Raw genomic sequence first — 13379 nt, forward strand, 5'->3', positions numbered from 1 at the left:
CACGAGTCCCTTCCGGGGCTCTCCCAGCGGATGGATCAGCGATCACCTGTGAGGTTTCCCCATTGGAAGGACTGAGATGAGCACGCCGGCCGCATCCCGGGCGCGCGGCGGGCAGGCGCCCCGCCGGCGGATCCCGGCGGGATGGATCGCCGTCGCCCTGGCGGTGGCGATCCTGGCGGCTGTCGGGCTCAGCACCCAGTACCGCTCGGCCGAGTCGGTCGCGGCGGCGGGTCAGCGGCGCTTCGACCCGGCCGAGTACGGGGCGCGGGTGTACGAGGACAGGGTCGTGCCCGCGGTCGAGAGGAAGGCCGTCGAGCTGCCCGTACTGGTGAGGGCCATGCACGCCGACATGGAGGAGGCCGGGAAGCGTTACGGCGTCCGGCACGGCACCGGCCCCTACACGTTCGCGGTCAAGGGCACCGGGAAGGCAGGCCCGGTGACGTCGGGGCTGATGCACGTGACCGTGCCCGGCCTTCCCCCGGACACCCGGGTCTCGCTGCAGGTCGGCCCGGTCATCAACGGCACGGCGCTGCGTGACGTGGTGGGTTTCATCAGCTTCGGGCAGTTCATGGACCAGGTGGAGTACGCCGACGCCGCGACCGCGCTGAACGAGCGGATGCGGGAGAAGCTGCTCGGGAACCTGGACGTGCCACGGCTGAAGGGCAAGGAGATCTCCTTCGTCGGGGCCTTCAGCTTCCTCACCCCCTCCGTCGTGACCATCACCCCGGTCTCGATCAGGGAGATCTCGTGAGGATCCTGACCGCCACCGTCCTGAGCGCCCGCGACGTCACCAAGGTGTACGGGGACACGCAAGTGCTCGGGGAGGTCGACTTCGACGTCGCCGCCGGCCGGGTGACCTCGCTGTTCGGCGAGAACGGGGCGGGCAAGTCGACCCTGATGAGGATCCTGTCCGGGATCGAGCACCCCACCACCGGCCACGTCGAGCTCGACGGGGAGCCCGTCAGGTTCGCGTCGCCCCGCGACGCCGCCGACCGGGGCGTCGCGATCGTCCATCAGGGGCTCAGCCTCTGCCCCAACCTGAGCATCCAGGACAACCTGTTCCTGGCCAGGGAGATCCGCGGGGGCCCCTGGCTGATCGACCGCTCGTCCCAGCGGGCCACCACCGCGGCGATCCTGCACAGCCTGGAGGAGTACCTGGATCCCGACCTGCTGGTCCGCGACCTGACCCCGGGCGAGCAGCAGATCGTCGAGATCGCGCGGGCGCTCCTCCAGGAGGCGCGAGTGCTGATCATGGACGAGCCCACCTCGGCGCTCACCGCCCCGGAGGTCAGGGTCCTGTTCCGGGTCATCAAGGAGCTGACCTCCAACGGCGTGGCGATCGTCTACGTCTCCTCGCACCTGGAGGAGGCGCTGGAGATCGCCGACGACGTCGTCGTGCTGCGTGACGGGCGGCCGGTCGCCACGGCGGACGCCCAGAACGTCGGCGTCCGGTGGATCGTGGAGCGGATGTCCGACCGCGGCCGGGACGACCGGTTCCCGCGCGACGTCCCGGTCACCGGGGAGGAAGTGCTGGCCCTGCGGGGCCTGGTGGTGGCCGACCCGGCCAACCCCGGCCGCCTCGCCGTCGACGACCTCTCCCTGACCGTGAGGGAGGGCGAGATCGTGGGGATCTACGGCCTGACGGGCTCGGGCCGCACCGAGTTGCTGGAGGCGCTCGCCGGCCGGATCCCCGCGCAGTCGGGCCGGATCCTGCTCTCCGGCACCCCGCTGGAGGGCATGGGAATCCGCGACCGCGTCGCCAGGGGCGTGGTCCTGGTCCCGGGGAACCGGTGGCGCGACGGACTCGTCCGGACGATGTCGGTCGGGGAGAACCTCTCCCTGGCCGGACTGGGCGCGTTCGTCCGGCGGCTGCTCGTCTCGCGTGACCGCGAGCGGGACGCCGTCCGCCGGACGATCACCGACATCAACGTCGGGACCGGCGGTCCGGAGGCGCCCGTCGCGTCGCTGAGCGGCGGCGACCAGCAGAAGGTGGTCATCGGCAGGGCACTGCTGACCGACCCCCGGGTGCTCCTGCTGGACGAGCCCTCGCTCGGCGTCGACGTCGGCGCCAGGACGGACATCTTCGAGCTCATCGCCGCGCAGGCGGAACGCGGCCTGGCCGTCCTCTTCGCCACCTCGGACGCCGAGGAGGCCCTGCGCGTCCCCGACCGCCTGCTGGTGCTCTCCCACGGGGTTCTCGCCGGCGAGTTCCGGCGTGGCGCGACGACCCGGGAGGAACTGCTGAAGGTGGCGGACGGCACCTCCATCGACGAGGGCGACGAGTACGGCGGGGAAACGGGCGTCTACCCGGGCACGTACGTCTACCCGGACATTGACCTGGACATCGGCACGGACAGGGGCGGTGCGGGGTGACACCTCGGGAAACACCCCCCGCACCGGCGTCGCCCGGCCACTCCCCGCCGGGGAGGACCGCGGCCGAGGCCCGCCGTCTCTCCGTGGTGAACGGCCTGTTCGAGCTGCGGGCGGTCATCGCGCTCGTGGCCCTGGTCGTGGTCTTCGGCCTGCTGTCGGACGCGTTCCTCTCCGTGCCCAACCTCGTCATGACGGCCAAGCACGTCGCGATCAACGCGGTGATCGCGCTCGGCGTGCTGCTGGTCGTCATCAGGGGCGGCATCGACCTGTCCGTGGGATCGATCGCCGGGCTCTCCGGGGTCGTCGCAGGCGAGTTGCTCGAAGGTCTCGAACTCAGGTTCGCCGACGCCGTCGCCTACCCGCCCGTGTGGGGCGTGATCGTGCTCTGCGTCGCGGTCGGCATGCTCGCCGGCCTGGTGAACGGCGTCGTCATCACCCGGTTCAAGGTGCCGCCGTTCATCGCGACGTTCGGCATGTTGTACGTGGCGCGGGGAATCGCGCTGCTGATCTCCGGCGGCTTGACCTATCCCAACCTGGGCGGCAACCCCGAGCTGGGCAACACCGGCTTCGAGGTGCTCGGCAACGGGCGCGCGCTGGGCCTCCCGCTGGCGATCTGGATCGCGGTCATCCTCGCCGCCGCCGTCGCGCTGCTGCTCACCAGGACGCCGTTCGGGCGGTGGTTGTACGCCACGGGCGGCAACGAGCGGGCCGCGGAGCTCTCCGGGGTCCCGGTCGACCGCGTCAGGACGGCCGTGTACGTGATCTCCGGTGCCTGCGCCGCGCTCGCGGGGCTCGTCATCGCCTCGGAGCTGACCTCGGCGACACCGCTGGCCGGTGAGACGTACGAGCTCAACGCGATCACCGCGGTGATCCTCGGCGGCGCGGCGCTGGGCGGGGGGCGCGGCACGGTGTGGGGCACCCTCGTCGGCGCCTGCGTCGTCGCCCTCCTCGCCGAGGGCCTGATGCTCATGGACGTGTCGGCGTTCTGGCAGATCGTCGTCAAGGGGACCGTGCTCGTCCTCGTCGTGATGCTGGATCAGGGCCGGCGGCGGTTCCAGCGCCGGGGGGCCGCCGTGTCGGCGATGGCCGCGGGCAGGCGGCCGGGCTGACCGGCCCGCTCTCCCATCGAGACGTGACCCGTGGCCCGAGCCCGTGGTCGCGGTCGCGCGTCCCGGCTCACCGGCACGGAAGGGGCCGGGACGGCCCTGGACGGGTATCCCCGCTCTTGGTGCCGTCTTGGTTCCGCCGTGATTCTCGAAGCACCACGATTGCCGCTTCTTTTTGATTTTCAGATTAACTAGAAATCCCCCCATTGTCGGGGAATTGACAGGATAAACGCATGGCAGTCGAAGCGTTCAGCAGCGATGTCACGCTGCGCATCAACGGTGCCGACCACTCCGTCTCCCTGGACAACCGGGTGACCCTCCTGGACGCGCTGAGGGAGCATCTCGGGCTGACCGGGACGAAGAAGGGATGCGACCACGGGCAGTGCGGGGCCTGCACGGTCCTGCTGGACGGCCGCCGGGTGAACAGTTGCCTGACACTCGCGGTCATGGCCGCCGGGCAGGAGATCGTCACCATCGAGGGGGTGGCCGGCCTGGCCGGCGCGGACGATCTGCACCCCCTGCAGCAGGCGTTCCTCGAACACGACGGCTTCCAGTGCGGATACTGCACGCCGGGCCAGATCTGCTCGGCCATCGGCGCGCTCGACGAGGCGGAACGGGGCTGGCCGAGCCATGTCACCGCGGACGTCGCCGCGGGCGTCGCCTCCAGCGGCGCCCTGGACGCCGAGGAGGTCCGCGAACGGATGAGCGGCAACCTCTGCCGCTGCGGGGCCTACGCCGGGATCGTCGAGGCCGTCCTCGACGTGGCCGGCGAGGGAGGCCCGGAGCCGATCCTGTCCGGACGCGATCCCGGAGGCGCGCGATGAGGCCCTTCACCTACGAGCGCGCCACCGACCCCGGCGCCGCCGCCACCGCCGTCCTCGACGGCACCGACGCGATGTTCCTGGCCGGCGGCACCAACCTCGTGGACCTGATGAAGCTCGGCGTGGCCAGGCCGGCGACGCTGGTGGACGTCACCGGGCTGCCGTACGACCGGATCGAGCACCGGGCCGACGGGAGCGTGCTCATCGGCGCGCTGGTCCGCAACAGCGACCTGTCCGGCGACCGGGGCATCAGGGAACGCTTTCCCGCGCTCTCGCAGGCGGTGCTGGCCGGGGCCTCCGGGCAGCTGCGGTCGATGGCCACCACCGGCGGGAACCTGCTGCAGCGCACGCGCTGCCTGTACTTCCAGGACGTCACCAGGCCGTGCAACAAGCGCGAGCCCGGCACCGGCTGCTCGGCGATCGGCGGCGCCCACCGCGACCTGGGGGTGATCGGCACCTCCGCCTCCTGCGTGGCCACCAATCCCTCCGACATGGCGGTGGCGATGGCCGCCCTCGACGCCGTGGTGCACATCAGGCTCGCGGGGGGCGGCGAGCGGGCGGTGCCCCTCTCCCGCTTCTACCTGCTGCCCGGCGACACCCCGGAGCGGGAGACGGTGCTGGAGCCCGGCGACCTGATCACCGGGGTCGAGCTGCCCCCGCCCCCGGACGGCGCGGCCATGCTGTACCGCAAGGTCCGCGACCGCTGGTCCTACGCGTTCGCGGTGGTCTCGGTCGCGGCGGTGGTCGCGACGGATGCCGGCGGTTCGCTGCGGGAGATCCGGCTGGCGCTGGGCGGGGTGGCCCCCGTGCCGTGGCGGGCCCGGGACGCCGAGGGGATGCTGGCCGGCCACAGGCCGACCAGGGCGCTGCTGCTGGCCGCCGCGGAGGCGGAGTTCGCGGCGGCGCGTCCCCTCCCGCAGAACGAGTTCAAGATCGATCTGGCCGGGGACCTGATCGCGGCGAGCGTCCGCGACCTCACCGGGGGTCCCGGCGGGGACCTCAACGGGGATCCCGGCGGGGGCTCCACCAGGAACTTCACCGGCGACTTCACCGGGGACTTCGGCGAGGAGGAGCGAGGATGACCACGCTCGACAAGGTGGTGGGCGGGACACCGGTCAGGATCGAGGGACGCGACAAGGTCACCGGCGTGGCCCGCTACGCGTACGAGTACCCCGTACCGGACGCCCTCTACGTCTGGCCGGTGCAGTCCACGATCGTCCGGGGGCGGGTCCGCTCCGTCGACGGCGCCGCCGCGCTGGCCATGCCGGGGGTGGTCGCCGTGCTGGACAGCGGCAACGTCTCCCGGCTGCGCCCCGTGCAGGACGCCGAGCTGGCCGTCCTGCAGTCGGCCGACGTCGCCTACCGGGGGCAGATCGTCGCGGCCGTGGTCGCGAAGACCCTGGAGGGTGCCCGCGAGGCGGCGTCGGCGGTGCGCGTGGACTACGAGGAGGAGGAGTACGAGGTCGTGCTGGATACCGGCAACCCGCGGATCTCCTCCCCAGAGAAGGTCAACGCGGGTTTCGCGGGGACCGTCGACCGGGGCGACGCCGAGAGCGCCCTGGCGGCGGCGCCGGTCGGCGTGGACGCCGCCTACACGACCCCGGCCGAGCACGCCAGCCCGATGGAGCCGCACGCCACGATCGCGTTCTGGGAGGGCGAGACCCTGACGCTCTACAACGCCGACCAGGCCCCGTGGGGGTCGGCGACCGCGATCGCCCGGCTGTTCGGCCTGCCCGAGAGCGCGGTGAGCGTCGTCGCGGACCACGTCGGCGGCGGTTTCGGGTCGAAGGGGGCGCCCCGCCCGCCGACCGTGCTGGCGGCACTGGCCGCCCGCGCCGTCAGGCGACCGGTCAAGGTGGCGATGACCCGGCAGCAGATGTTCCCGCTCGTCAGTTACCGGACGCCCACCGTGCAGCGCGTACGCCTGGGGGCCGAGCGCGACGGCAGGCTGACCGCGGTGTGGCACGACGCGCTCCAGCAGAGCTCGAAGCTCGTCGAGTTCACCGAGCAGACGGTCACGCCCAGCCGCATGATGTACGCGGCGCCCAACAGCCACACCGCCCACCGGCTGCTGCGGCTGGACGTGCCGACTCCCTCCTGGATGCGCGCCCCCGGCGAGGCTCCGGGGATGTTCGCCCTGGAGTCGGCGATGGACGAGCTGGCGTACGCCCTCGGGATGGACCCCGTCGAGCTGCGGATCGTCAACGAGCCCTCGGTCGACCCCGGGTCGGGACTCCCGTTCAGCAGCCGTAACCTGGTCGCCTGCCTGCGTGAGGGGGCGGCGCGCTTCGGCTGGGCCGACCGCGACCCCACGCCGGGCGTCCGCGAGGAAGGCCGGTGGCTCGTCGGGACCGGCGTCGCGGCGTCGACCTACCCCGTCTACACCAGGGCGTCCACCGCGGCCGCCTACGCCGAGCCCACGGGCAGGTTCGTGGTCGAGATCGCCGCGGCCGACATCGGCACCGGCGCCCGCACCGCGCTCACCCAGGTGGCCGCCGACGAGCTCGGCGTGCCGATGGACCGGGTCACGGTCAGGGTGGGCCGCAGCGTCTTCGGCCCCGCCGCGCTCGCCGGGGGGTCCATGGGCACCGCCTCCTGGAGCTGGGCGGTGAGCAAGGCCTGCCGGGCGCTGGTCAAGGATCTCGACGAGCGGTCCGGCCTGGTCCCCCCGGAGGGCCTGGAGGCACGGGCGGACACCGCCGAGGACCTCGCCGCGTGGAAGCGTCTCGCACGCCACTCGTTCGGGGCGCAGTTCGCCGAGGTCATGGTGAACATCGACAGCGGGCAGGTGCGTGTCGGGCGGCTGCTGGGGATCTTCGCGGCCGGCCGGATCATCAACGCCAGGACGGCGAACTCGCAGTTCCTCGGCGGCATGACGATGGGGATCTCCATGGCCCTGCACGAGGCACTGGTGCTGGACCCCAGGTTCGGCGACTTCGTCAACCACGACCTGGCCGGGTACCACATCGCGGCGAACGCCGACGTCCGCGGGATCGAGGCCCACTGGATCGACGAGCAGGACGACGAGCTCAACCCGGTCGGTGCCAAGGGCATCGGTGAGATCGGGATCGTCGGCACCGCAGCGGCGATCGCCAACGCCGTCTTCCACGCGACCGGCTTCCGGCAGCGCGACCTGCCGATCACCCTTGAGCGGGTACGGGCGGCCATGCGCGCCGGGTGACGGGACACCTTCGCCCAGGACTCGTCCCGCTCTCCTCAGACCGGGCGGACGGCGCGGACCGCGGCGGTGACGATCGGGAGATCGAACTCGCCGCTCGCGGTCTCGGGGACGGAGCGCAGGTAACCGGCGACCCGGTCCGACAGTTCGGTCCGCTCGGCCTCGGGGAGGGTCAGCACGTGCGAGTGCGTGCGGATCGTCGCCACCATCGACTCCACGGTGCGGCGCTGGCTGTGCGGGAACCGGGTGTGCTCGATCACCGGGAAGAGCGGCCCCTGCCCGAGAATCGACTCGGGCCGCCAGCGGCGGAACGACACCGAGCTCTTCGAGACCTCCTTCAGCCCGTTCACCCAGGGAACCTCGTCGTCGTCGAGGTTCCACAGGCCCGCCAGCACCCCGCCCGGGGCCAGCACCCGCGCCATCTCGGGCAGTGCCCGATCGAGGTCGAACCAGTGCAGTGCCTGCCCGACGAGGATCGCGTCGACCGACCCGTCCGGCAGCGGGATCTCCTCCGCCGTACCCGCCGCCGTCCGGACGCCGGGCAGCAGGCGGCGGAGCTCGCCGAGCATGGCGGGGTCGGGTTCCACCGCGAGGAGGTCGGCGACGTCGGCGACGTACCGCGACAGCACGGTGGTCAGTTTCCCGGTCCCCGCCGCCAGGTCGAGGACACGCAGCGGTTCGCGCCCGCGTACCGGCTCCAGGGCCCACAGCACGGCCGCGCCGGGGTAGTCGGGCCGCTCCCGCGCGTACGCCTCCGCCTCGCTGCCGAACGAGGAGGCCCGCGTCGCCAGAACCTCGGGATCGACGTCCCGGAAAGGAGAGGAACCGTTCACAGACCCACGGTAGTCCGGGGTCCCCGCATCGCCGGGACCGGGCGGCCGTCCGCGCGGCGCCGGCCCCGGTGGCACCCGCGGCGGCCGGTCGGCGTGCGTCAGCCTCCGGTGCGCAGCCGGTCCCGTACGGCGCGCGCCAGGCCGGGGTCGTCGGCGATCACTCCGTCCACCCTGAGCCGGTACAGGCGCTGCAGCCACTTCCTCACCTCTTCGTCGGCCCGCCCGCCGGAGGCGTCGCCCCTGAGCTCCGCCCGGAGCCGCGCGGCGAGCTTGCGAACCGTCGTGGCGTGGACCAGGAGCCCTTCCCGCTGGGCGTTCCTGACGAGCTCCGCGGGCGACACCGGCCTCCCGTCGAGACCTCCGGGATCGCCGGGGCCGATCCGCTTGGTGACCACCCCGATGCCGTCGGCGTACGCGGCGATCTCCCGCAGCCCCTCCGGCGTGACCATGTCGTCGTAGGTGCGCGAGTCACCCGCGCTCGCGAGGTCGTACGGGGCGCCGGTCGCGCCGACGAACTGGATGAGCCGCAGCCGGGTGAGAGGACGCAACCGCTTGAGGTTCCCGGGTTCGAAGGACTGGATGAAGGCCGGGTCCCGCTCGTCGTCCCAGCCGTGGCGCGCGAAGGCCTCCAGCAGCGGCTCCTCGAGCGGCAGCCCGATCGAGGAGAAGTAGGTGGGGAACTTGGTCTCGGCGTAGACGCCCACCCCGTGCTTCTGCGCGAGCTGGATCACCTCGTCGAGCGTCGGGATCCGCTCCGTCCCGTCGTACGCCGTGTTGTCCCGCCGTTCCTTGGGGAAGCGCTCCCTGGCGCGGAGGGTACGCAGCTCCTCCAGCGTGAAGTCCTCAGTGAACCAGCCGGTGTGCCGGATGCCGTTGATGACTTTGGACGTCCTGCGGTCGGCGAACTCGGGGTGCCTGGCGATGTCGGTCGTCGCCGAGAGCTCGTTCTCGTGCCGGGCGACCAGCACGTGGTCCTTGGTCGAGACGAGGTCGGGCTCGATGTAGTCGGTGCCCATCGAGATGGCGACCGTGTAGGCCAGAAGCGTGTGCTCGGGCCGGAACGCGCTCGCCCCACGGTGCGCGATGACGATCGGCCCGATCTCGTGGCGGCCGAAATGCCTGGCCTCGGGGTTCGCGAGACGCTCAGCCGCGGACCTCGCGACCCGCCTGTCCGTGGAACTGTCCGCGGAGGTGTCCGTGGAACTCGCGGCCCGGCCGCCCGTGGGATCCGCGTGCCGCCCGGCCGTCGAACCACCGGATCGTTCGTCCGAGGGGCTCACGGATCGGGTGCCCGTCGAATCGGCGTGGTGGAGGGCGCCGATCGCGGCGATACCTATGAATACGGCCAGCACACCGGCCCGCGCCTTGCTCACCTGTGTACACCCCTCGCTCCGGTTCAGCGGGGGAGACACATTCGCATAAACGGCTATACCCGTACCGGAGATGCGATTAACGATCAGAAGCGATTATCACTGAGATAACACCATATGACCGTCTCTTGGGACATTTCCCTAAGTGTTTCCCGATGTCGTCGATCAAAAAAGAGTGAGCGATCGATCGCTCACTCCTCGGTGCGGGAAAGGGAAACCGGGGTCAACGGACGGCCACGCGCCCCCCGGTTCCGGTCCCTGTCTCGAATCGCCGCGCCGGCCTCGGGCGGCGGACCGGCTCGCGGAGCCCCTCACCCATGCCGGGACCCGTGCCCGTTCCTGTATCCGTGCCCGTTCCTGTATCCGTGCCCGTGTCTGTGCCCGTTCCTGTATCCGTGCCCGCGCCTGTATTCGTGCCCGTGACGATGGTGCCGCGCGCCGGGCCTGGCCCGCTCCCTGTGGCGCCGGGCGTCGGACCCGTACCGTCCGAACCCGTGGTCCCTGTGGTCCCCGTGCCACCCGGCCTCCGGGCCTCTCCCCCCGAGCTCCCGGTACCGGTCCTGGTCCCGGCCCCAGCCGCGCGCACCGCCCGGAACGCCCCGCCTGAACCCGAACTCCTCCTCGTACCGCTCGAATCCCGGTCTCTCCGGCCGTCCGGACTCCCGGTCCCCCGAACGCCCGAATCCCCATCCGCTCCCGCGCTCCTCCGACCGGGCTCCCCTGTACGGCCACGCACGGTCCCGGTCGTCATCGCTCCCGGCGTCCGACCCCGACCGTCCGAGGTCCCGATCCCGGTGACGCCCGGACCCCCACCTCTCGCCGCGCCCGCCCCCCGGATCACGCCGGCCGAACCAGCGGTTCCCGTGGCGTTCCCGCTCCGGCCCCCGCCGGCCGGCCTCCCCGGCCCTGTGCCGCCCGCCGCCCGAATGCCTCGGCCGCCCGAGTCCCCAGTTTCCCCCGCGCTCGATCCTCGTCTCCGAGCGCTCGGCCGTCCGCCCCCCGTTGCCCCAGTTCTTGGTCGTCCAGCCCCCGGCGTGCTTCGGCGTCGAGTGCGCGGGACGCTTGGCACCCCAGCCCGTGGATCGCTCGTTCCCCGACTTCGGGTGCTGGACGGCGCCGAGAGCGGCCACCCCTATGAGTACGGCTACGACCCCGGCCCGCACGATGCTCACCTGGGCACACCCCCGCCTTCTGATCATTCGGGGGGTTGTCTCCTGTTGAACGAATCCCTACCCGGATTGCCGGGGAGGCTAACGATCAGAGACGGGCGACGAAGGCCGTGACCTGCACGTTCATCGGGTACTACGCGCGATCAGGCGCGACGGGTCTTCGACAGGGTCGCGTAGACGATGATGTTGTCGGTGTAGTGACCGGTCCTGCTGTTGTAGACACCACCGCAGGTGATCAACCGCAGGGTCGCCTCACCGGTGTTGCCGTACACCCGCTTCGACGGGAAGGCCGCCTTGCTGACCTGTTCCACACCGTCGACCGTGAACTCCGCGAGGCTTCCGTCGGAACGGGAGACCTTGATCTTGTCCCCCCGCCTGATCTCCTTCAGCCTGCTGAAGACGGCCGCGCCCTTCTTGGTGTTCACGTGTCCGAGAACCACCGAGGGCCCCTGCTGCCCGGGAATCGGGCCGTGCTTGTACCAGCCCGCCTGGTTGGGCCTGCTCAGCGGAGGCGTCTGGATCTCCCGCTTGGCGTCGACGCTGAGCGCCATCAGCGGGGCCAGCACGCCGATCTTCGGGATGGCCAGCCGCCGCGGCCTCACACCGTCGCTCTTCAACGGCTCCGGAGGCATGATCACCGGCAGCGGCGGCGCGGCCGTGGGCGCGGCGGCCGTCAGGGGAGCGTCCAGGCCGCCCGGCCCCACCGATGACGGCGTCACCCCCACCGGCTGCTGGCCCGCGGCCGGGACCTGCTGGATCTGGATGTTGCTGTCGGCCGCCTGCGGTACGGGCGGGCCGTACGGCGCGTCGTCCGGCACCGGGGACAGGTACGCGAGCAGGCCCGCCATGATCGCGGCCACCCCGCCGAGCGAACCGGCCACGAGGAGCCCGGCCATCAGCATGCTTCCCTTGGGCTTGGGAGCCGGGCCCCGCCCCTGGTAGGGGTCGGGACCGCCCTGCACGGGTCCTTGGTACATCCGGCGCCTCCTTCAGCTGTCCCTCTGGCCGCGAGCGTGTGCCGCACGCCGCCTCATCAAGACCACACCGCCCAGTGCGCTTCCCGTCACCATCGCCGTGCCCGCGCTCAGAAGCCCCAGCCCGGAGCCTCCCCCCGGAGCCTCACCGGTCTGCGCCCCGCCGCTGGGCGTGATGATCACCTGCGGCGCGGTGGGGGTGGGCCTGGTGGGGGTGACGGTGACGGTGGCGGTCAGGGTCGGTTTGGGCGTCGAGGTGGTCGTGCTCCTGGTGGTGCTGTTCGTCCCGTTCTGGCCACCGTTCTGGTTGCCGTTCGAGCTCGGGGTGACCGTGGGCGTGGGGGTGACGCTGGGGGTGACGGAAGGGGTGACGGTGGGGGTGAAGGAGGGGTCCGGGGTGTCGGTGATCGTCGGGCTGGGCGAGCCGGATCCGCCCGGCTCGGAGATGGTGACGTCCACCGAGACCGGCGCGCTGACGAGCGTGCAGACGGCCCTGTAGTCGGCCGGCGGGTTCGCCAGCTCCCTCGTGATCACCCGGAAGGCGTCGACCTGCGCGAACTTGCCTGCCTCCAGGTTCGTGACCTGGAGGGTGTGCTCACCGTACTTGAGGCCGTTGAACTTCCACAGCGTGAGCCCGCCGTCGTGGGCGGCGTTCGTCGGCGTGCCGTCGGCCTCCTTCGAGGCGTCGACGGAGGACGGCGTGGCGTCCACGCCGTCGATCTTGAACCCGACCTGCCCCGCCTCCTTGCTGCGCCGGGCGATGTACTCGATCCCGGTGCCGGTGAACTTGAAGGTGGCGAAGGAGTTGACCCTGTCCGTACGGTGCAGGTCACGACCGTAGTCGCCGATGCTCAGCGCCTGGTCGTTCAGCTCGTACCAGTCGGCCGCCGCGTGGTAGCCCACTCGGGGGTCGTCGTTGTTGACCATGACCTCGCCGGCCGGAGGCGTGAAGTCCACGAACAGCCTCCGGGGGGAGACCTTGAGCGTGCCCGCCCGGTCGGTGTGAGCGGAGTCGGAGATCCCGTCGGGGAGCTTCAGGATGTCCCCCGGCTGCAGCTTGCCCGGCTGCTCGACGAGGCCCTTGGGCTGGAGGACGCCGGTCCAGCTCCCGGAGAGCTGCACGTTCCCGGTGACCAGGACCTTGCCCCCGGGACCGAAGTAGCCCGGCGAGCCGAACCTGGTCGGGTCGCCGTTCTTGTAGTTGAGGGCCCAGCCGATGTTGAGCGGTTGCCCGACCGTGAGCGTCGTGGGAATCGACACCTTGGTCCGGAGGTTCACCACGCTGGTTCCCAGGGCGATCCCCCCGGTACAGCTGTAGTCGACCACGAGTTCGGCATTGCTGGCACCGGACGCACCGGTGGGCAGCGCGACCAGCGCACCGCCGAAAAGGCACAGGGCCGAAACCGTGAGAGACCTACGGAGCCCAGATCGCCACCGAACCACCACACACTCCGATCACGAAGGCTGCCGTCAACGGGCATACCCATAGCACACCGAGGGTAGATCGTACGGTTTCTACCGTCTTCGCCGCAGCGAGATCGCGGGTGGATCCGAA

The 13379-nt window shown here is 71.6% G+C and carries 10 protein-coding genes; 6 read left to right on the forward strand and 4 right to left on the reverse strand.

From position 1 onward, the window contains the following. Nucleotides 1-76: 76 nt before the first annotated feature. The 6 genes from AC5L38_RS30805 (at nt 77) to AC5L38_RS30830 (ending at nt 7481) form a co-directional block, all read left to right on the forward strand. Nucleotides 77-751 (forward strand): DUF2291 family protein, encoded by a 675-nt coding sequence (locus AC5L38_RS30805; protein WP_495246302.1) that lies wholly within the window; start codon nt 77-79, stop codon nt 749-751. Then, nucleotides 748-2373, forward strand: coding sequence for a sugar ABC transporter ATP-binding protein (locus AC5L38_RS30810; RefSeq protein WP_495246303.1), 1626 nt, complete (start codon nt 748-750; stop codon nt 2371-2373). The genes AC5L38_RS30805 and AC5L38_RS30810 overlap by 4 nt, the downstream gene beginning before the upstream one ends. An 83-nt stretch (nt 2374-2456) precedes the next feature. Continuing rightward, nucleotides 2457-3482, forward strand: coding sequence for an ABC transporter permease (locus tag AC5L38_RS30815; protein ID WP_495246304.1), 1026 nt, complete (start codon nt 2457-2459; stop codon nt 3480-3482). A gap of 230 nt (nt 3483-3712) precedes the next feature. Further along, a complete protein-coding gene (locus tag AC5L38_RS30820; RefSeq protein WP_495246305.1) occupies nt 3713-4303 on the forward strand; it encodes a 2Fe-2S iron-sulfur cluster-binding protein in 591 nt (196 codons plus the stop codon). Continuing rightward, nucleotides 4300-5382 carry an FAD binding domain-containing protein gene (locus tag AC5L38_RS30825; protein ID WP_495246306.1) on the forward strand — a complete coding sequence of 361 codons (1083 nt, stop codon included), beginning with the start codon at nt 4300-4302 and terminating at the stop codon, nt 5380-5382. The genes AC5L38_RS30820 and AC5L38_RS30825 overlap by 4 nt, the downstream gene beginning before the upstream one ends. Then, a complete protein-coding gene (locus AC5L38_RS30830) occupies nt 5379-7481 on the forward strand; it encodes a xanthine dehydrogenase family protein molybdopterin-binding subunit (protein WP_495246307.1) in 2103 nt (700 codons plus the stop codon). Before AC5L38_RS30825 ends, AC5L38_RS30830 begins: the two co-directional genes overlap by 4 nt. 35 nt (nt 7482-7516) lie before the next feature. Here the strand turns inward: AC5L38_RS30830 and AC5L38_RS30835 are convergent, their stop codons facing one another. From AC5L38_RS30835 to AC5L38_RS30850, 4 genes are all read right to left on the reverse strand, one after another. Then, nucleotides 7517-8311, reverse strand: coding sequence for a class I SAM-dependent methyltransferase (locus tag AC5L38_RS30835; RefSeq protein WP_495246308.1), 795 nt, complete (start codon nt 8309-8311; stop codon nt 7517-7519). 98 nt (nt 8312-8409) lie between these two features. After that, nucleotides 8410-9684, reverse strand: coding sequence for a glycerophosphodiester phosphodiesterase family protein (locus AC5L38_RS30840; RefSeq protein WP_495246309.1), 1275 nt, complete (start codon nt 9682-9684; stop codon nt 8410-8412). 1309 nt (nt 9685-10993) lie between these two features. Further along, a complete protein-coding gene (locus AC5L38_RS30845) occupies nt 10994-11827 on the reverse strand; it encodes a class F sortase (RefSeq protein WP_495246310.1) in 834 nt (277 codons plus the stop codon). A 12-nt stretch (nt 11828-11839) separates the two neighbouring features. Further along, on the reverse strand, nt 11840-13105 hold the full coding sequence (locus tag AC5L38_RS30850) for a hypothetical protein (protein ID WP_495246311.1): 1266 nt from the start codon (nt 13103-13105) through the stop codon (nt 11840-11842). Between the last annotated feature and the right edge of the window lie 274 nt (nt 13106-13379).

The organism is Streptosporangium nanhuense (assembly GCF_059358815.1).